This window comes from Heliomarina baculiformis, from assembly GCF_019966545.1.
In the GTDB taxonomy this organism is placed as follows: domain Bacteria; phylum Pseudomonadota; class Alphaproteobacteria; order Rhodobacterales; family Rhodobacteraceae; genus Heliomarina; species Heliomarina baculiformis.
This window is the reverse complement of the sequence record NZ_JAIMIC010000020.1, coordinates 12,863-32,358: the sequence shown is the minus strand read 5'-3', so window position 1 is coordinate 32,358 and position 19,496 is coordinate 12,863. Positions and strand designations below refer to the sequence as shown.

19 protein-coding genes are annotated in these 19,496 nt (G+C 60.0%); 2 read left to right on the top strand and 17 right to left on the bottom strand.

Features of this window, described 5'->3' with window-relative positions; genetic code table 11:
- Nucleotides 1–85: 85 nt before the first annotated feature.
- The 7 genes from MF268_RS24050 to glpD are packed head-to-tail and all read right to left on the bottom strand — an operon-like array spanning nucleotide 86 to nucleotide 6,212.
- On the bottom strand, nucleotides 86–358 hold the full coding sequence (locus MF268_RS24050) for a DUF2160 domain-containing protein (RefSeq protein WP_238373261.1): 273 nt from the start codon (nucleotides 356–358) through the stop codon (nucleotides 86–88).
- Entirely contained in the window at nucleotides 358–684 is a 327-nt protein-coding gene (locus MF268_RS24045; RefSeq protein ID WP_238373260.1) for a hypothetical protein, read from the bottom strand. The genes MF268_RS24050 and MF268_RS24045 overlap by 1 nt, the downstream gene beginning before the upstream one ends.
- Complete coding sequence (locus tag MF268_RS24040) at nucleotides 684–1,520, bottom strand: carbohydrate ABC transporter permease (RefSeq protein ID WP_238373269.1); 837 nt, start codon at nucleotides 1,518–1,520, stop codon at nucleotides 684–686. Before MF268_RS24040 ends, MF268_RS24045 begins: the two co-directional genes overlap by 1 nt.
- 21 nt (nucleotides 1,521–1,541) lie before the next feature.
- On the bottom strand, nucleotides 1,542–2,411 hold the full coding sequence (locus MF268_RS24035) for a carbohydrate ABC transporter permease (protein WP_238373259.1): 870 nt from the start codon (nucleotides 2,409–2,411) through the stop codon (nucleotides 1,542–1,544).
- Nucleotides 2,411–3,502: an ABC transporter ATP-binding protein gene (locus MF268_RS24030; RefSeq protein WP_238373258.1), complete on the bottom strand. Its 1,092-nt coding sequence runs from the start codon at nucleotides 3,500–3,502 to the stop codon at nucleotides 2,411–2,413. The genes MF268_RS24035 and MF268_RS24030 overlap by 1 nt, the downstream gene beginning before the upstream one ends.
- A gap of 10 nt (nucleotides 3,503–3,512) precedes the next feature.
- Nucleotides 3,513–4,601, bottom strand: coding sequence for an ABC transporter ATP-binding protein (locus MF268_RS24025; RefSeq protein WP_238373257.1), 1,089 nt, complete (start codon nucleotides 4,599–4,601; stop codon nucleotides 3,513–3,515).
- Nucleotides 4,602–6,212 carry a glycerol-3-phosphate dehydrogenase gene (gene glpD, locus MF268_RS24020; RefSeq protein WP_238373256.1) on the bottom strand — a complete coding sequence of 537 codons (1,611 nt, stop codon included), beginning with the start codon at nucleotides 6,210–6,212 and terminating at the stop codon, nucleotides 4,602–4,604.
- A gap of 257 nt (nucleotides 6,213–6,469) precedes the next feature.
- Between glpD and MF268_RS24015 the strand changes: the two genes are divergently transcribed.
- The gene (locus MF268_RS24015; protein WP_238373255.1) at nucleotides 6,470–7,228 is read left to right on the top strand and encodes a DeoR/GlpR family DNA-binding transcription regulator; all 759 of its coding nucleotides are present in this window, start codon (nucleotides 6,470–6,472) and stop codon (nucleotides 7,226–7,228) included.
- A gap of 24 nt (nucleotides 7,229–7,252) precedes the next feature.
- Here MF268_RS24015 and MF268_RS24010 read toward each other — a convergent pair whose 3' ends face one another.
- The 8 genes from MF268_RS24010 to MF268_RS23975 all read right to left on the bottom strand — a co-directional run bounded on the left by MF268_RS24010 (nucleotide 7,253) and on the right by MF268_RS23975 (nucleotide 16,944).
- Nucleotides 7,253–8,827 (bottom strand): indolepyruvate oxidoreductase subunit beta family protein, encoded by a 1,575-nt coding sequence (locus MF268_RS24010; protein WP_238373254.1) that lies wholly within the window; start codon nucleotides 8,825–8,827, stop codon nucleotides 7,253–7,255.
- On the bottom strand, nucleotides 8,824–10,977 hold the full coding sequence (locus MF268_RS24005) for a thiamine pyrophosphate-dependent enzyme (RefSeq protein ID WP_238373253.1): 2,154 nt from the start codon (nucleotides 10,975–10,977) through the stop codon (nucleotides 8,824–8,826). Before MF268_RS24005 ends, MF268_RS24010 begins: the two co-directional genes overlap by 4 nt.
- A gap of 151 nt (nucleotides 10,978–11,128) precedes the next feature.
- Nucleotides 11,129–11,923, bottom strand: a complete 795-nt coding sequence (locus MF268_RS24000) for an aspartate/glutamate racemase family protein (RefSeq protein ID WP_238373252.1) — start codon at nucleotides 11,921–11,923, stop codon at nucleotides 11,129–11,131.
- Nucleotides 11,924–11,933: 10 nt separating this feature from the next.
- The gene (locus tag MF268_RS23995) at nucleotides 11,934–13,247 is read right to left on the bottom strand and encodes a TRAP transporter large permease (RefSeq protein ID WP_273545161.1); all 1,314 of its coding nucleotides are present in this window, start codon (nucleotides 13,245–13,247) and stop codon (nucleotides 11,934–11,936) included.
- 24 nt (nucleotides 13,248–13,271) lie between these two features.
- Complete coding sequence (locus tag MF268_RS23990) at nucleotides 13,272–13,772, bottom strand: TRAP transporter small permease (protein WP_238373251.1); 501 nt, start codon at nucleotides 13,770–13,772, stop codon at nucleotides 13,272–13,274.
- Between the two features lie 78 nt (nucleotides 13,773–13,850).
- Nucleotides 13,851–14,846, bottom strand: coding sequence for a TRAP transporter substrate-binding protein DctP (gene dctP, locus MF268_RS23985; RefSeq protein WP_238373250.1), 996 nt, complete (start codon nucleotides 14,844–14,846; stop codon nucleotides 13,851–13,853).
- 41 nt (nucleotides 14,847–14,887) lie between these two features.
- Nucleotides 14,888–15,868, bottom strand: coding sequence for a 3-hydroxybutyryl-CoA dehydrogenase (locus MF268_RS23980; RefSeq protein ID WP_238373249.1), 981 nt, complete (start codon nucleotides 15,866–15,868; stop codon nucleotides 14,888–14,890).
- A complete protein-coding gene (locus MF268_RS23975) occupies nucleotides 15,865–16,944 on the bottom strand; it encodes an NAD/NADP-dependent octopine/nopaline dehydrogenase family protein (RefSeq protein WP_238373248.1) in 1,080 nt (359 codons plus the stop codon). Before MF268_RS23975 ends, MF268_RS23980 begins: the two co-directional genes overlap by 4 nt.
- A gap of 272 nt (nucleotides 16,945–17,216) precedes the next feature.
- On the opposite strand from MF268_RS23975, the gene MF268_RS23970 reads away from it, so the two are divergent.
- Nucleotides 17,217–17,705, top strand: coding sequence for a MarR family winged helix-turn-helix transcriptional regulator (locus MF268_RS23970; protein WP_238373247.1), 489 nt, complete (start codon nucleotides 17,217–17,219; stop codon nucleotides 17,703–17,705).
- Between the two features lie 9 nt (nucleotides 17,706–17,714).
- Here MF268_RS23970 and MF268_RS23965 read toward each other — a convergent pair whose 3' ends face one another.
- Together MF268_RS23965 and MF268_RS23960 are read right to left on the bottom strand one after the other, a co-directional pair.
- The gene (locus MF268_RS23965; RefSeq protein WP_238373246.1) at nucleotides 17,715–18,203 is read right to left on the bottom strand and encodes a MarR family winged helix-turn-helix transcriptional regulator; all 489 of its coding nucleotides are present in this window, start codon (nucleotides 18,201–18,203) and stop codon (nucleotides 17,715–17,717) included.
- Between the two features lie 6 nt (nucleotides 18,204–18,209).
- Complete coding sequence (locus tag MF268_RS23960; protein WP_238373267.1) at nucleotides 18,210–19,466, bottom strand: TRAP transporter large permease; 1,257 nt, start codon at nucleotides 19,464–19,466, stop codon at nucleotides 18,210–18,212.
- Between the last annotated feature and the right edge of the window lie 30 nt (nucleotides 19,467–19,496).

Genomic DNA, 19,496 nt, shown 5'->3' with positions numbered 1-19,496 from the left:
GGTATTTCCTCCCGTTATCGAACCAGTAGTTGTGAGGCTGTCAGACGCGCTTCGGGCTTCCGCCTCGTCCCCGGCGCGTATCTTGTTAAACCCAGCGGAACACCGCTGCGGCATAGATCAGGCAGACGATCATGGCATAGGGCTGGTTGGTGCCGACCAGTCCGAGCCAAGCGATATTGATAAAGGCCGACCCCAGCAGCGTGATGAACAGCCGGTCGCCGCGCGTGGTATCAATCCGCAAGATCCCCATGCGCGGCGTTTCGGGAAACTTGATCGCCAGCACCGTAAAGATGATCAGCAGCGAGGCGATGACCATGAAGAAGATCGCCGTCGGCCATGTCCATGCCATCCAGTCCATCAGTTTTCCTTCTCGTTGAAATAGTCGATGCAGCTGCACGCCAGATCGTCGAGTCCGGGCGCCTGGCAGTAGAGCTCGACATGTGCCAGCAGCCAGAGTGTGTCGCCCATCTCCACGGAAACACCGGAGTTCTGCCAGCACCAGCGGCCCTCGCCCGTTCGGGCCGAGTAGGCATCGCAGGATTTGCCAAGATAGAGCGGGGCCCCAGCAAAGACTCCTTTGTCCGCCGAGATCACATAGCCATTCCCGTTGCAGGCCTGATCGTAGTCTTGCCCAAAGGCAGGAGCGGCGAAGAGAATCACAGCAAGAGCAGCGACACCCCGCATCACACCCTCCCCAGGGCAAAGCCCTTGGCGATGTAGTTTCGGACAAAGTAGATGACGAGCGCGCCGGGCACGATGGTCAGGATACCGGCGGCGGCAAGAACGCCCCAGTCGATACCGCTTGCGCCTTGCGTCCGGGTCATGATCGCGGCGATCGGCTTGGCGTCGACGGTGGTCAGGGTACGCGACAGCAGCAGTTCGACCCATGAGAACATGAAGCAGAAGAAGGCTGCGACACCGATCCCGCTCGCGATCAGCGGCATAAAGATCTTCACGAAGAACTTTGGAAAGGAGTAGCCATCGATATAGGCGGTTTCGTCGATTTCCTTTGGCACCCCGCGCATGAAACCTTCGAGAATCCAGACCGCCAGCGGCACGTTGAAGAGGCAGTGCGCAAGCGCCACGGCGATATGCGTGTCGAAGAGGCCGACGCTCGAATAGAGCTGAAAGAAGGGCAGTGCAAAAACGGCGGGCGGGGCCATGCGGTTCGACAGCAGCCAGAAGAACAGGTGCTTGTCCCCCATGAACTGATAGCGGGAAAATGCATAGGCGGCGGGCAGCGCCACGGCAAGCGAGATCACCGTGTTCATCAGAACGTAGATCAGCGAATTGACATAGCCCATGTACCACGCCGGATCGGTCAGGATCGTCGCATAATTGGCAAAGGTCAGGTTGTTGGGCCAGAGCGTGAAGGTGTTCAGGATCTCGCTGTTCGTCTTCAGGCTCATATTCAGCAGCCAGTAGATCGGCAGCAGCAGGAACAACAGGTAGAGCGTCATTACAACCGCGCTGGAGTTGATCCGGATCTTGCTGCGCGAACGGGTCGATGCTGCGGTCATCGTGGTATCGGCGGCCATGGCTCAGCCCTCCCGCTTCTCAAGGTTGATCATAACGGTGTAAAAGACCCATGAGATCAGAAGGATGACGAGAAAATACATCAGCGAGAACGCGGCCGCAGGCCCAAGGTCGAACTGGCCGAGCGCCATCTTCACGAGGTCGATAGAAAGCAGCGTGGTCGCGTTGCCCGGACCGCCGCCTGTGACGACAAACGGTTCGGTATAGATCATGAAACTGTCCATGAAGCGGAGCAGGATCGCGATCATCAGCACGCCCATCATCTTGGGGAGTTCGATGTAGCGGAACACTTTCCAGCGGCTCGCCTGATCGATCTTGGCCGCTTGGTAATAGGCGTCGGGGATCGATTTCAGTCCGGCATAAGCCAGTAGCGCAACCAGCGAGGTCCAGTGCCAGACATCCATCACGACGATGGTGATCCATGCCGCGACCGTATCCTGCGTGTAGTTGTAGTCGATGCCCAGCGCGTCGAGCGTATAGCCGAGCAGACCGATGTCGACGCGACCGAAGATCTGCCAGATCGTGCCAACCACGTTCCACGGGATCAGCAGCGGCAGGGACATCAGCACGAGGCAGAAGGAGGACCAGAACCCGCTCTTGGGCATGTTGAGCGCCACGAAAACGCCCAATGGCACTTCGATCAGCAGGATGATGCCCGAGAACATAAGCTGCCGCCCGAGCGCGTTCCACATGCGTTCGGAGTCGAGCATTTCCTTGAACCACTCAAGGCCCGCCCAGAAGAACTGGTTGTTACCAAAAGTGTCCTGCACCGAATAGTTCACCACCGTCATCAGCGGGATCACCGCCGAAAAGGCGACCAGCACCAGAACCGGCAGGACGAGGAACCATGCCTTTTGGTTGACTGTCTTCTCCATCAGGCCGCCTCCCCCAGAGTTCCTTTAGGCGCGATGCGCCAGTCATTCGCGTAGACATTCACATGCGCGGCGTCGAAGCTGACGCGGTTCATATCGGCGCTGATCTCGTCGTCTTCGCCGGCGATGATGTTGATATCATGCCCGAAAAAGTCTGCGCGGATGATCTTGTGACGGCCCACGTCCTCGATCCGGCGGATGTTGACCGGCAGGCCATCGTCATGGCTCAGGCGGGCAAATTCCGGACGGACACCGATTTCGACCTTGCCTTCGACGGGGCCGTAGCCATGGCCCAGATCGACATGCGATCCGTTGATATAGGCCTTGTTGCCTTCGACCTTGGCTGGGATGACGTTCATACCCGGGGAGCCTATGAAGTAGCCCACAAATGTATGTTCGGGCCTTTCAAACAGCTCATCCGGCGTACCGATCTGAACGACGCGGCCATCGTACATGACGACGACCTTGTCGGCGAAGGTCAGTGCCTCGGTCTGATCATGGGTCACGTAAATCATCGTATGCCCGAAATCATGGTGCAGCTTCTTGAGCTGGGTCCGAAGCTCCCATTTCATATGCGGGTCGATCACGGTCAGCGGCTCGTCGAACAACAGCGCATTCACGTCCTTGCGCACCATACCACGGCCCAGCGAGATCTTTTGCTTGGCATCTGCCGTCAATCCGCGCGCCTTGCGGTTCAGCATATCCTCCATCCCGATCATACGGGCGATTTCCTGAACACGTTCAGCCACATAGGATTCGTCCCGGCCGCGGTTGCGCAGCGGAAATGCAAGGTTGTCGCGCACCGACATGGTGTCATAGACCACGGGGAACTGGAAAACCTGCGCGATGTTGCGCTCGGCTGTGGGGGCGTTGGTGACATCCTTGCCATCAAACAGGATACGGCCCTGGCTTGGGTGCAAGAGGCCCGAGATAATGTTGAGCAGCGTAGACTTGCCACAACCGGAGGCGCCAAGCAGGGCATAGGCCGCGCCGTCTTCCCAGTCGTGGTTCAATTCCTTCAGCGCATAGTCGTCCTCGGACGTCGGGTTCGGCAGGTAGGAATGTGCGAGGTTATCGAGTGTGATCTTGGCCATCGTTCCCCCCTCAGGCCGCCAGCGCATAGGCGGCGGGTGCAATCAGCCCGCCGTCTTCGCCGAAAATGTAGACATGGCGCGGATCGAGCCAGACGTTCAGCTCCTCGCCAAGGGGCAATTCATGCACGCCGTGTATCAATCCGACCCAGCGCTCACCGTGGTGGTCGAGATGCACAAAGGTTTCTGATCCGGTGAGTTCGGTCACATGCAGGTTGGCCGAGAATTTCATGGCGTCGGGCGCGTGCTGCGCAATTTCCAGATGGTTGGGACGGAAGCCCGCCATGTAGCGGCCGTCCGGCAGTTCGGCGAGCTTGCCGATTGCCGGAGCGCTTTGTCCCTTGCCGAACATGAGCTTTGATCCGGTCTTGGATACAGGCAGGAAATTCATCGGCGGATCGCTAAAGACCCTCGCAGTGGTCGCATCGACCGGCTGACGATAGACCTCGGGCGTGGGGCCGAACTGGGTGACGCGGCCCTCCCATAGCGTCGCGGTGTTACCGCCAAGAAGGAGCGCCTCTTCGGGCTCGGTCGTCGCATAGACAAAGATCGACCCGGAGGCCTCGAATATCTTGGGGATTTCGATCCGCAATTCCTCGCGCAGCTTGTAGTCGAGATTGGCCAGCGGTTCATCCAGCAGAACCAGCCCTGCGTTCTTGACCAGCGCCCGAGCCAAGGCGCAGCGCTGCTGCTGACCGCCCGAAAGTTCCAGCGGTTTGCGCGACAGCATTGGCGTCAACTGCATCAACTCGGCGGTTTCACGTACGCGGCGGTCAACCTCGGACTTGTCCACGCCCATGAGTTTCATCGGGGACGCGATGTTGTCGTACACGCTCATCGACGGGTAGTTGATGAACTGCTGGTAGACCATCGCGACTTTCCGGTCCTGCACGCGCTGGCCGGTCACATCCTTGCCTTCCCAGAAAATCCGGCCGCTTGCGGGCGCGTCCAGCCCCGCCATCAACCGCATCAGAGAGGTTTTACCCGACGAGGTCGGGCCAAGCAGGACATTCATCGTTCCCTTTGTGAGAGTCAGGTCGGTGGGATAGATGTGGGTCTGTCCCTCCACCATCTTCGATACGCCCTTGAGTTCCAGGGTCATCTAGATTGTCCTTCTTGCTTTTTCGCGGCCGGATCCGGACTGATGCCGCGCGCTTATCCACTCATTGAGCACATCTGACTCCGCCTGCGTCAAGCGCAACCCAAGCTTGCTTCGCCGCCAGAGGATATCCTCTGCAGTGTGAGCGAACTCGTGGGAGATCAGCCAGTTGACCTCGGCCTCGGTCAACGTTGCCCCGAAATCGCGACCGAGGTCGGCTGCGGATGTCGCCTCGCCTAGAATCTCATGCGCTTCCGTGCCGTAGGCACGGATCAGGCGGTGCGCCCAGAAATCGGTGAGAAACGGGTAGGATTTCTTGAGGTCTTCGATCTGTCTGTCGACCTGCTCCACCGGGAAATCACCGCCGGGGAGCGGCACGCCTGCGGTCCAGGGGCCGGAGGAAACCGAAAGATGTTCGGAAATCTTTTCCAGGGCGGTTTCCGCCAGACGGCGATAGGTCGTGATCTTGCCTCCAAAGACATTGAGCACCGGCGCGCCGCCGTCGGCATCGACTTTGAGCGTATAGTCCCGTGTCGCAGCCGTCGCGCTGCTGGCCCCGTCATCATAAAGCGGGCGCACCCCGGAATATGTCCAGACGATATCCTCTTTGGTGATGTTCTGCTTGAAGTAGCGGTTGGCGAAATCGATCAGATAGGCCTGTTCCTCGGGCGTACAGACCGGCGGCTGTGCCGGATCAGCATGTTCGGCATCGGTTGTCCCGATCAGGGTGAAATCGGTCTGGTAGGGAATGGCAAAGATGATCCGCCCGTCCGTGCCTTGCAGGAAGTAGCATTTGCCGTGATCGAAGAGCTTACGGGTCACGATATGGCTGCCGCGCACGAGGCGCACGCCTTCGCGCGAGTTCAAGCGTATCTTGGACTGAATGATGTCGCCGACCCAAGGACCGCCCGCGTTCACGAGCATCCGCGCGCGAAAAGTTTCCTTTTCGCCGTTTTCGATGTTTTGCGTTTCAATTCGCCAGCCAGCCGATTCGCGCGCAGCCGAAAGCACTTTGGTCCGCGTCAGGATCAACGCGCCACGGGCCTTGGCATCGCGCGCGTTCAGCACGACCAGCCGGGAGTCCTCGACCCAGCAATCGGAATATTCAAAGGCCTGCTCGAACCTGTCCTGAAGCGGTTCCCCTTCGGGCGTACCGTGGAGCGACAGCGTTTTCGTGGCTGGCAGGATCTTTCGCCCGCCCATGTTATCGTAAATGAACAGTCCCAAACGGATGAGCCATGCCGGTCTTCTTCCGCGCATCCACGGCATGAAGATCCCGAGGAGATTGGACGTAGGCGTGTCGGATTCGAACCTCATATCCTTATGGTAAGGAAGGATGAATCGCATGGGCCAGCTGATATGGGGCATCGCCTTGAGCAGAATCTCACGCTCGATCAATGCTTCGCGGACCAGTCGGCATTCGAAATATTCGAGATAGCGCAGCCCGCCGTGGAACAGCTTGGTCGAGGCCGAGGAGGTCGCGCTGGCAAGGTCGTTCATCTCTGCGACGACAACGGAAAGGCCGCGCCCCGCCGCATCACGTGCGATGCCGCATCCGTTGATACCGCCGCCAATGATGAAAAGGTCAGTGACCGACCCGTCCCCACTGCTCAAAACGCTCCTCCCCGCGATAAAGAACGGCTCAATCTATGCCAACAAGAACGTCATCGCGCAATGGTGAATGTTCGTTTTCTTTCGTATTGACGGCAATAACGCCCTATTTCGAAAAATTCAGCTTAGATCTTAAATTGAAGCGCAAAGGACCGAAACCGTCTGCGGCCAATGTGCATTCGGTTTTGCTCAAATGCTTGCGCCGCCCCGGCTTAGACACCAGAATTGAGAAATGAGCGACATACCTGCGAAAGAGCGGCATGAACCAGACATTCCGGCACCCCGAGATCCTTGATATCGCGCGGCGCGACGGCAAGGTTACGGTTGAAGGCCTTGCCCGCCATTTCGGTGTGACGCTTCAGACCATCCGCCGTGACCTCACCGATCTGGCCGATTCCGGAAGGCTTGAGCGTGTGCATGGCGGCGCGGTTCTGCCGTCGAGCACGATGAATATCGGTTATGAGGAACGCCGGACCCTGCATTCCAACGCAAAGGCGAACATCGCCAAGGCCTGCGCCCGACGTATTCCCAATGACATCTCGATCTTCCTGAATATCGGAACGAGCACCGAGGCGGTGGCGATGGAGTTGCTGTCGCACAGGAACCTGCTGGTGGTGACCAACAACATGAACGTGGCCAATATTCTTGCGGCGAATTCCGACTGCGATGTGGTTGTGACAGGCGGCAATCTGCGGCGCTCAGACGGCGGGCTTGTGGGTTCGCTGGCCATCAACACGATACGGCAGTTCAAGTTCGACCTTGCGGTGATCGGTTGTTCAGCGATGGATGAGGACGGGGATATTCTCGACTTTGACATCGAGGAGGTCGGCGCCAGCCAGGCGATCCTCAGGCAATCGCGCCGCACGTATCTTGTTGCGGACCAATCGAAATTCCAGCGAAGCGCCCCGGCCCGCATCGCCTCGCTTTCAGAGATCGACACGTTCTTTAGCGACGCGCCCCTGCCCGGTCCGCTGTCGGAACGCTGCGGGCAGTGGGCGACTGAGGTCGTTATTTCGTGACCGGTTGATGGCAGGGCAGAGGCCTTAGGCTCTGCCGACCGTTGTAAAGGACCGGATGGTTTCGAGCGCACCGTCCAGCGCCTTGCCTTCGGGGTCGGCGAGAGCAGCGGCGATCAGACGGGCGGTCCAGTCGGCGGCGTCGTCCCGCCCTTCGACCAGCAAGGTGCCGGACATGACCTTGTCGAACTTGGCCAGCCCGCGGGCATGGGTGTCGCTGTAACCCTTGATCAACCGACGGATTTTCAGCGTCTCGACTGCCAGCGCATAGTCCTGCGGCAGGCGGCGCTTTGCTGTCGTGAGCCAGTCGTCGATATGCGCAAGCTCTTCCTGATGGCGCAGCAGGCTGCGACGCCAGCGGCGCACTCCGGCCATCAGGTAGAACATAAAGAAACCGCCAAAGCGGTCGGTGCGAATACGTCGACCCCGATTCACCAGATGATCGATTAAGCGATAGAGGCCCGGTCGATTGTTGGTGAAGCGACCGAGCGGCGCGGGCATCATACTGACGAATTCGGCCGCGCCCGGGTGCAAGTATTCCGTGACCTGAACGAGGTGATCCTCCGTCGCGCCCATTTCTCTGTCGATCCGGGCGACCCGCGCCTTGCGGGTCTTGAGATCGGCGACCCGGATGATGTCATCGTAGGCCATTGCATTGGCAAGGTATTTTGCCGCCGTTTCGGTGAAGGCGAATTGATGCTCGGCGCCGCCAGCATCTTTGTCCTGCGCGGAGATGGCTTCGAGCTGGTCCATATAGGATTCCGCATATGCGATATCCTGATATTCGGTCAGCTTGCGTAGTCCGGCTTTCGCCATATCCTGAACCGGAACGGGCAGTGTTTCGGCCCGGGCGATTAGGGCGGACCAGCGGCGCACCAGTTTCTCCGGCCCGTGAACTTCGGCTTTTGGCTTGGCCGGGGCCACGTCCTGCGGATCGCGGTACCCTTCCTTGGCCGCAGCACAAGCGGCATCGAAGGCGCGCAGGCTTGCCTCCACGCCTCGGCCCGAGGCGCGGATCGTGTCCCGGAAGCTTTCCACCGGGAAGGGCAGGCGTCCGGAACCGGCAAGGGCACCGAAGAGGCTGGCGGAAATGACCGATCCTGCATTGAGCGCCATGGTCTCGAGATCGAAGATAATCGCATCCTGTGCCTGTTCACGGGCGGCGGCCAACACTGCCGTCGGATCGGAAATACCACTGCCCGGCACGATTTTCTCCGCCGTTGCAAGCGCGCGGTGCGAAGAGGCGATCAGCGTGGTCCGGTCCGGTGTAACGAAACCGCGCTGCATCGCTCGTCCGGCCTCCATCAGCTCGGCGGCCATGAGGATATCGACGTCGCCTTCGGCCGGGGCCAGCGCGAATACCGGGTTGCGCGCCCCCTCGGGCATCATTTCGACGTAGTAGATCGTAGCACCGGTACGCTGGGCTACGCCCGCGACCGAGGTGGCCTGCGCCGCATAACCGTTGGCCTCGGCCAAGGCTACGATCCAGCCATTCAGCACACCGCCGCCCTGCCCGCCAACGGCGAGCACGGCGATCTTGATGATGTCGTTCAGCCGGGCATCCGGCTCGCGCGCGACCAGTCCGGTGTCTTGTACTGTCATGCTTCTGCCTCCCATGCGAGGCGACGGCTGGCGCGGCGGTCCTGTAACCAGCTGATCGCGCGGCGGCGCCATTCTGCACGGCGACGTTCCCCCTTGCCCGGATTGTGGACAAGGTCAGCCTGATAGAAAGAAGGGCAGAGCACGGCGGCATCCGCCACTTCACCGCAATTGCCGCAACCAACGCAGCTTTGGTCGATATGGGCGACAGGGTCATCGCGCAGCGGATCGTCGGGCATTTTCAAAGTCAACGAGGGACAACCGGACAAGCGCATGCAGGCGTGATCGCCGGTGCAGACATCTTCGTCCACGCCGAACTTGGGGCGTTCCACGCGACGGCCCTCTTTGATCGCAGCGGCGCGCAGAGGCTTTTCGCGTCGCTGCCGGTTCAGCATGCACTCGGACGAGGCGACGATGACTTTAGGGCCATCGTAATCAGTGGTCAGCGCCTCTTTCAGCGTTTCCTGAACCTTTCCGACGTCATAGGTACGGTCGATCTGGCGCACCCATTCCACCCCGACAGCCTCAACCGCCTTGGCGATTGGGTGCTGGGTCGACTTTGTCGGGTTATTGGCGCGGCTGGACAGGATGTCCTGCCCACCGGTCGCAGCGGAATAGTAGTTGTCGACCACGATGGTGACACTATCCGCCTTGTTGAAAACAGCGTTGCCGATAGAGCTGGACAGGCCGTTGTGCCAGAATCCGCCGTCGCCGATGATGGAGATCGAACGTTTATCCCCACCACCGTCGAAAGCCGCGTTCGAGGCCGGGCCAAGCCCGTATCCCATCGTGGTCCCGCCGATTTCGAAAGGCGGCATGATCGAAAAGAGGTGGCAGCCAATATCGGCCGAGGTCTGGTGCGGACCCATTTCGTTTTCAACCAGCTTCATCGCGGCAAAAATCGGGCGTTCCGGGCATCCGGTGCAGAACCCCGGCGGACGGGCCGGGACGACATCGCGTAGCTGAGGCACGGGGTCTGTCTGTTTGGGTTTGTTCGGCGCGCGCATTGCTGCGGGCAGCAGATCCTGCGCGTGCTGACGCAGGAAGTCGCCGATGCCTTCGAACATAATGCGTCCGGTGTATTCACCCGCCTTGGGCAAAAGGTCCTTGCCGACGACGGTCTGACTGCGGCCGGCCTGATGGAGGATCGCCCGCAGATTCTGCTCGATGTAATTCGGCTGACCTTCCTCGACCACGAGCACCGCGTCCTTGCCGGTGCAGAACTCGAGGAACTCATCCTCGACGATCGGATACGCGACGTTCATGACATAAAGCGGCACGTCGGTGTCGCCATGTACGTCGGCCAACCCAAGACGCTGGAGCGCACGGATCACGCCGTTATACATGCCGCCCTGAAGCGCGATGCCGACCTTGCCGGTTTCGGGACCAAAGAATTCATTCAATTTATGCGTACGAATATAATCGAGCGCGGCGGGCCAGCGTTTTTCGATCTTTTCCTTTTCATGATTGAAGGAGGCCGGGGGCAGGACGATCCGGTTCGTGTCGCGGCGCGGGTTTGCAAGCGCATCGCGCACGGTCAGCGACGGCGGCACATTATCCTTGGCCTCGAATGCACCATGCACGTGGCAGCAGCGGATGCGCAGTTGCAGCATGACCGGCGTATTGGTCGCCTCGCTCAGTTCGAACCCATGCCGCACAGCCTCGGTAATCGACGGCAGGTTGGGGCGGGGATCGAGCAGCCAGATCTGCGATTTCATCGCGAAGGCATGGCTGCGTTCCTGCATGATGGAGGAGCCTTCGCCATAATCCTCGCCAACGATGACAAGTGCGCCACCGGTTACCCCGCCCGAGGCGAGGTTGGCCAGAGCGTCGGACGCGACATTGGTCCCAACGGTCGATTTGAATGTCACCGCGCCGCGGATCGGGTAGTGAACCGAGGCCGCCAGCATGGCGGCGGCGGCGGCTTCGGAGGCGTTGGCTTCAAACCTGATGCCAAGCTCTGCCATCAGCTCTTCGGCATCTGCCAGAACGTCCATCAGATGGCTTATCGGTGCCCCCTGATAACCACCGACATATCCGACGCCATTTTCAAGAAGCGCCTTTGTAATCGCAAGGATGCCCTCGCCACGGAAAGTCTCTCCGGCACCGATGCGGAGCTGTTCAACTTCTTTCTTGAAGGATCGTTCGGCCATGGGCACCCTCGGTCTTCAGGATAAACTATATTCATTTGCATATATTATTGCGGGATCTCTTCCAAGGGCTCCCAAGCGATTTGCGCGAGAAATTCCGAGGGATCAAACCGCAAGTGCGGCGAATTTGACCGATTACGCGGTCGCCTCGCGATCAATGCGGGACGTTCAGCCCGGGATGTGGCGCGGGGTATTCAAGGAATTCGTCCAGAACCTCGACCGGAGGCTGGAAGAAATCGGACACGCGGCTGACCGTCAGGCCGAAATCTCGTTTCAACTCGACCGCCATCTCGGCATATTTCACCGCGAGCGGGATACCGTTGACCACGGGCAGCCCCTCGATCCGGTGACCGTGGATCTGGGAAAACAGAAGCATCGGGATACCGCCGCCCGGAATCAGCACATCGGTACCGGCCTCGATCAGCGGCAGGGCCTGATCGTGGAACAGTTGCGCCACGACCTCGCGCCGCTCATCCGAGCCGAAAGCGGCGAGGATCTGGCCGGGCTCAAAGTTCATCGCATGGACGCCGGTGACACGTTCCTTGAGACCATATTTCCCAATCTGCTGGTGGAACCACGGGATGTAGCGACGATTGATGGTCACGATGCCGCTGCGCTGGCCCAGCTGGCAGGCGTGCAGCATGGAGGATTCGCCAAGTGCGAGTACAGGGATATCGACGGCGCTGCGTGCCTCGTAAAGACCGGCGTCCTGGAAATGGCCGATGACAAAAGCATCATAGCCTTCGCGTTCGGCCTGAATGGCGTTGCATATCATCTCTCGCGCGCAGCGGAACTCGATAAGCGAATGGGCATAGCTGTCGTGGGGTGTGATGCCGTGCACGACGATCTCGGTGCCCTCACGAGCGATTGCGTTCAGATGCTTTTGCAGCTCTTCCCAGTAAATGCCGCCATTCTCACGATCGACATAGCTTTGGTACCAAATGCGCATGGGAACTCCTTTATTTGAGGGACGGCAGCCAGGTTGCCAGCGGAGGGAACATCACCAGAAGGATCAAAAGCAGCATCGTGCAGGCCAGATATGGCATGGCGGATTTTGTCACCTCGCCCAATGTCGTGCCTTTTGGGGCGACCCCGAGCATGACGAAAAGCAATAGACCGAAGGGGGGCGTGACGAGGCTCATCTCAAGCGCGATCAGCATGAAGACCCCGAACCAGACCGGGTCGAACTGGAAATGCAGCACGAGCGGCATGAAGATCGGCAGGGTCAGCATCATGATCGAGAGTTGATCCATGAACATGCCCATCACCAGCAGCACGAGGAAGATGCAGCCCAGCATGACCAAGCCGTCAACATCGAACCCCGTGGCCCATTCCACGACACCGCGCGAAGCGCCGGAAAAGGCGAGAAGCTGCGAGAAAGTGGTCGAGGCGACGATGATGGTCAGCATCATGACCGAAACGGAAAGCGTGCCGCGAAGGGATTTCACGACAACCGACCAGGACAGTTTTCGGTAGAAAATGGCAAGGATCAGCACCGAAAGCACGCCGAACGCGGCGGATTCCGTGGGTGTTGCCCAGCCCAGGAGGATCAAGCCGATCACGGCAAAGACCACCAGACCCATCGGCATCACGTCGCGCAGCAGCGATTTCAGGATGACCGCGAACGGTGCGCGTTCCGCGTCGTAGCTGGGCGCGGCGTCGGGATCGAGCGCTATGAGTATCCGGATCGTCAGGACGAACATCACCGCAAGGACGAGCCCCGGCAGAACACCCGCGATCAGTAACGCGCCCACGTCGATCCTTGCCAGTGACCCTAACAGAACGGCGAGGGAGGAGGGCGGAATGATCATCGCCAGAGAGCCCGTGGCGAGGATCGGCCCCATGACCAGTGCGTTCTTGTATCCGCGTTTGCGCATTTCGGGCATCAACGTGGTGCCCAGCATCGCCGTATTGGCCATCGAGGACCCGGACAATGTGGCAAAGAGCGTACCGCCCGCCACGGTCATATAGCTGAGGCGTCCACGCGCGCGACCGAGACAATTGTCTAGCGCGTCGAATACCCGGATCGCCATGCCGCTCTGGAACAGAAGCTCGCCCATCAGGACGAAAAGTGGAACAGGGACGAGCGAGAAACTAGTCACGGAATCCGTGGCGTTCAAGATCATCTGGTCAATGCCTGCCATGCCGCCAAGGAACAGCCAGGCTCCGACGATATTGATCGACAGAAAGGCAAGGGCGACCGGCAGGCCGAGCGCCATCAGGAAAAGGACGCCGCCGATCATGATGGCGGTTGCGAAATACCAGGGGATCATATGGCGAGCCTTGTCTTTGTCATGTCAGTGGCTCGCGTTCTGGGCATGGTATGTGCCACCCTTCACAAAAATTCTAATAAATTCGATCGCCATCAGCGCAAATCCGGCCATCAGCATCGACGGCAGAATCCATTTGGGCAGGGCGACGGAGCGGATATCGACGGCGTTGGTTTCGATCATCTCACCGGCCACCACGCCAGCGCGCCAGGCCAGAAGCCCAAGAACAGCGGCGCAGAAGATCAACGCGGTTCGGTCGACGCCCCTTTCGGCGGAATTCGGAAGACGCGAGATCAGGGCCCGCACCGCGACGTGTCCCTGCGAGCGGACAAGCCAGGGTGCCCCGGCCATGGTTGCCAGCATCAGGCCATATTCGATCAGGGCACTTGTCGGCTGGAAGGGCCGGAAGCCCAGATTCCGCAACCCGACGTCGATGACGATGCCCGCCACCATCAAGGCGAAAGAGGCTGCCGCAATCGCCGCCAGACCGTGTATCAGGCCGTCATAGACCTTTGAAATCATACGCATGGTTCTGCCCCGCATCCGGGCCCGGCAGACCGGGCCGATGTGCGGCGGCGGCACACTGCCGCCGCCGTCGTCAATGTCTTAGCGGTCGTAATAGGCGTCGCGAAGGGCCTGATAGTCCTCGGCGCCAGCCGCTTCCATGCGCGCCCATGCGCTGTCATATGCCGCATCGAGGAACTGGTCGCGTGCTTCATCCTCAAGGGAGATAACAGTCATGCCTTCGGCCTGAACCTTTTCGTCTGTCGACGTGATGACTTCCTGGAACTTGTCGTAGGAGATCTGTTCGTACTCGATCGCGACCTGGGTGATGAGGTCCTTGGACTCCTGGCTCAGCCCTTCCCACTTATCCGGGTTCATGACGATGGCAAGGTCGGTGTTGAAAAAGCCGGGATCGATCCGGTATTTTAAGAACTTGTCCCAAGACAGGTCCTGAATGGCGACGATCGGCCAGCCGGCCCCGTCGAATGTGCTCCGCTCGAGCCCGGTGTAGACATCCGGTACGGGAACCGACACAGGAACCGCCCCAAGGCTTTCAAAGAAAGACTTGTAGATGGGCTGGCTGCGCAGCTTGGCACCGTCGAGATCGGGCAGGCCGTCTTCACCGATGGTAGGTTCATCTACCGTGTAGATGTGGAACTGAATGCCGCTGTCGATCTGCGCCAGAAGGGTCACGCCCAGTTTCTCGGCAAAGGCATCGGCCATCAGGTCGAACCCGCCGTTTTCGCGCGCGGTCATCGCCGATACGGTCGAGCCGACCCATGCGTCCGCCTCGGGCATGGTGCCAAGATGGAAGGAGGCGGGACCATAGTGCATGTCCACGACGCCGCGACGAGCCGCTTCCATCTGCTGGTTCTGGGGCACCGCTTCGGGTCCACCGATATAGTCGATCCGCACCACGCCTTCGCCGCGCTCGTTTACCAGATCGACGAATCCGAGGAAGGATTGGCTGAAGGCAAGCTGCTTTGGAAAGGCGGTGACGGCGCGAATGACATCCTCGGCCAGAACGGGGCCGGTCAGGCCCATGACGCAGGCGAGGCTTAGCGCGCCTGTTTTGAAGTGTCGGCTGAATTTGCTCATTGTAGTCTCCCTATTATCGGATTGTTGGTTGACTGCGCCGTTCAGGCGCTGGGTGGCCGGTGTAGCCCGGCTTGTTTCAAGGCGTTCAGAAATGCGCCCATTCGGTCTTTCTGGTAGGCCGGAACATCCCGGCCAGCGTAATCGAAAAAGCCACGCCCGGCGCGTAGCCCGGTTTCACCGCTTTTCATCTTGTCGTTGACGATCTGTGGCGGGGCGAACCTGTCTTCGCCGGTCGCCTCGGCCATGTAGTTGCTCGCGTGATAGAGGATATCGCCGCCGCCCCAGTCGATGAATTCGAGAAGGCCCAGCACGGCAAACCGCAGTCCAAAGCCGTATTTCACGGCCCGGTCCACATCCTCGGCTGACGCGACACCTTCTTCTACAAGACGCGCCGCTTCGTTCATCGCGAGCGCCTGAATGCGCGGGACGATGTATCCGGGCGAGGCCTTGCAGGCCACCGGCACCTTGCCGATGCCTTCGAGAAAACCGGTCAGGTCGGCGAGAACCGCGTCGCTGGTCTGATCTGTCGGGCTGAGTTCCACCAGCGGCACCAGAAGCGCGGGGTTCAGCCAGTGAGCGTTCGAAAACCTCGCGGGGTCTGAGCAATACTGCGCCAGTTCGGTCGACAGCATGGTCGAGGTGGTGGAAGCGAGGATCGCGTCACTATCGGCATGGTCGTTAAACAGACCAAACGCGTGCTTCTTGGCGTCAAGCACCTCGGGCACCGCTTCGAAAACGATATGCGCCCCGGTTAGTCCCTGTTCCGCTTCGGCCACCGGATAGACCGACACCCGTTTCATCAGGTCCGGCAGAACCGCGACATCAAAGCCGCCGATATCGGCGACCATGGTCAACCCGGCCTCGACCTCGGCGAGGGTTTCCTTGCGAAAGCGATCAAAGCCTTCGTCAGTGCGAGGTTTTGCGTCGATCAGGGCGATGTCATGCCCGGCATAGGCCATGCATTGCGCGATGCCACGGCCCATGCGACCGGCGCCGATGCAGGCTGTGGCCGCATCGCTCATGCCAAACCTTCCTTCAGATCCTGCTGAACGTCCACGACCGAACGCTCGGCCAAACCGAGGTTTTCGAAGGTACGCCCTTCGCCGCGTAGATCGCGGCCCGTCACTGCCCCGGCAATGGCCAGAAGGCCGCTTGCCACCGGCGTCGGTACGCCGGCCCATTGACCGACGGAAACCAGCAACGCCAGACCGACGGCGATATCCTCGGTCATGTAGCGGTGGTCATAGAGATCGAGCGCTTCGTGCCAGTCACCGCTATCCACCAGCTTATCATGGGCAAGGTTGCCGTACATCCAGTTGGACGTGTTGTAGTGATCGGCAAGCGGAAAGTGCGGCGCGTCGTATCCCAGTTTCTCCCGGATCGCCATGCGCTCGGCATCAAGCTTGTCATGCACCGCGCGGATCGCGGGTTGCGTGCCTTCGTTATGGATATCCCAGCCATCGAAATGCTGGATCGGCCCAGCATTCATAAGGATCAGCGGCGGGTGGATGATCGGGCCTGCGTTCATCAATGCCCCCGAAAGCGCGTCTTCGCAGCGCTCGATCGCATCCGGAAAGACCTCTGACAACTTGCCAAGCGCCATGTCCGTTAGGCGCGCGGGAAGAACACCCGTCGGCAGGCGCGAGGCGCGGGTCGTGATGCGGACCTCTGCCTCACCCTTTTTACGGCAGAGCCACGGCAGGGTGCCGGTTTCACAGAAAGCGACGTCGGCGGTGCAACCGGCCTTGCGTACGCTTTCCAACATGATCCACGACCCGAAGGATCCGGGCGCAAGAAAGATCACCTGCCCGTCCACCAGATGCGGGGCCAGCGCCTTTGACATGTCTTCCTGTGCGAAGGCGGGGGTCGGCGCGAGGATGACCTCGGCCCCTTCCATCGCCCAACCCAGATCGTCGCTGGTTTCGACGGCGATTTCGCGGCAGCCTGCATGATCGGTCACGGTCAGCTTTGGGGGCGTACCCAGTGGTGCGAACTTTTCCTTGTCACGCCGCCACCACCGGACGTCGTGCCCGGCCTCTACTGCATCTGCTACCGCTGCGTAACTGCCGTTACCGCCGCCCATTACCGTGATCTTCAAACCGTCCCCCTTCGCCCCATAAAATGCAGATGCATACTTTAAGGACCCAAAAGCATTATATTTGAAGCCATCCGAGCAGCCTCTATCTGCGAATGCAAGTAATTTATTTTAAGCTTCAATGAAAATGTGCATAATGCGGGAGAATGTAGCGGGTCCGGGCATCTCCGGGCGTCGTTCGCGACCTTCCGGGCCACCCGGAGCCACAGAGGAGAGTGGAAACCGGCGCATAATTGCGTCAGTGAACATTCAGGCTTACAGAATCGGAGCTCCCTATGGAGACACAACAGACGCCCGAAACCGCCGAACGGCCACCCCAGACACTGGGAGAAATCGGGCTTTGGAATTTCGCCCCCTACCTGATGAACCGCATCATGGGGCGCTATAACGCCGAGGTACTGACCGACCTGAAGCCGCAAAACCTGACGACCGTCAAGGCGCGCACCCTTGCGGTCGTGGCTGTGGTGCCGGGCCTGACCATCAACGAATTGTCGGTCTACACGGTGACAGAACAATCCACCATGTCGCGCACGCTTGAAGCGCTTGAGAAATCGGGGTTTGTCCGCCGCCAGGAAACGGATGGCGACGGGCGCGTGCGCAAGGTTTATCTGACTGACCTTGGTCGGGAGGAATTTGATCGCGCCTGGCCGGTCATGCACGACCATTACGAGAAGATGTTCACCGGCATCGATGCGCAGGAGCTTGCCGCCTTTGTGGGAACATTGCATCGCATCCTCGGCAATATCCGAAAACACGATCTCTGAAGAGTGGTGTCAGTCCTGCTCTCCGTCCCAGAGAACTCCGTGAAGCCGTTTTACAGTGGCTTTCAAATCCTGACCCAGACCGTCAGGAAGCCGTTGGATCAGGCGTTTTTCGTGCGCGCGCGCCTCTGACACCAGTTCGGCGGCCAATCCTGCCCCCGCACGGGTCAGAAAGATCCGGACGCGGCGCCGGTCGGCCTTGTCGCTTCGGCGTTCGAGCAGGCCGCGCTCGTCCATATTGTCGATGATCCGCGTCAGGCGGGACTGCTCGATCATTGCGAAACGGGCCAGCCGGGTGATCATCTGACCATCATCATCATGTAAGCAGGCCAGCACCCGCCATTCCGGCACCCGCAGCCCGCGGGTGCGTACGTGTTCATGAAACTCTTCGCTCATCGCCGCCGAGACGGAGGCGGTCAGAAACAGAAGATAATCGGGCAGAAAAGGCTGCGCGTCAGATGTCGCCGGTGCCTCAAGTTCCTCTACGGCTTTAGCTGTCATCCGCCCTCACATCGAATTGGGAACGACCAGCACCAGCCACGGCACGGCGATCAACAGGAACAGGCGCAGGATGTCGACGAAGACGAAAGGCAGGACACCCGCAAAGACCCGCTCGAGAGGGATGTCGGGCGCCACGATCCGCATGACGAAGACGTTCATCCCGATGGGCGGGGTGATGTAGCTGAGTTCGGTCGCGACCACGACAAAGACACCAAACCAGATCGGGTCAAAGCCAAGCCCCGAAACGATCGGAAATAGAACCGGCACCGTTAGCAGGATCATCGACAGGCTTTCCAGCAGGCAGCCGAGGACCAAAAAAAGCACGATAATCATCAGGATCACCTGCAACCGACCGGCCCCCAAGGCGGTGATCCAGCTACGAAGGTCTGTGGTCAGTCCGGAGAGGTTCACATAGTTCAGGAAGTAAAGCGCGCCGAAGAGGATGAAGAACATCACCGCAGTGGTTTTGGCGGTGTCGAACAGGGTTTCCAGTGTTTCCCGAAGAGTCAGCTTGCCGCGCAGAGCGGTGATCAGGATCGCTCCACCTGCGCCCATGCCTGCGGCCTCGGTGGCGGTGAAGAACCCAATGTAGATGCCGCCGAGCACGAAAACGAACAGGATGAGCGCGCCGGAGACACCCTTGGTCGCGCGCAGACGGTCGCGCAGCGGCAGCTTGTCCAGCGTGACGAGGTCTTCGGGATGGAGCCAGAGGGAAAGGCGTACGGCCAACATATAGAACAGCACACCGATGAGACCGGGGATCAGACCGGCGAGGAACAGCTTGCCGATATCCTGCTGCGTGAGAATGCCGTAGATCACGAGGATCACCGAGGGCGGAATCAGGATGCCGAGCGTGCCCCCCGCCGCGACAGAAGCAGCGGAAAGACGGTCGGAGTAACCATATCGGCGCATCGCAGGCAGGCTGATCCGGCCCATCGTCGCCGTTGTCGCCAGCGAAGAACCACAGACCGAGGAAAACCCGCCGCAGGCCACGACAGTCGCCATTGCCAGCCCGCCCTTGCGGTGGCGCAGCCATGCGTTGGCGGCATCATACATCTCGCTCGCGATGCCGGACTGGACGATGAAATTGCCCATCAGCAAGAACAGCGGCACCACCGAAAGGGTATAGCTGCGGCCGCTGTCGAAATAGATCTGGCCCAGCATCGCCATAGCCGGATCGAAACCGATGATCGAAATGACGCCGATCACGCCGACGGCTGTCAGGGCAAAGGCGATCGGTACGCCCGTGAAGATTGACGCCATGAGAATGGCAATGCCAATGGGCCAGTCCAA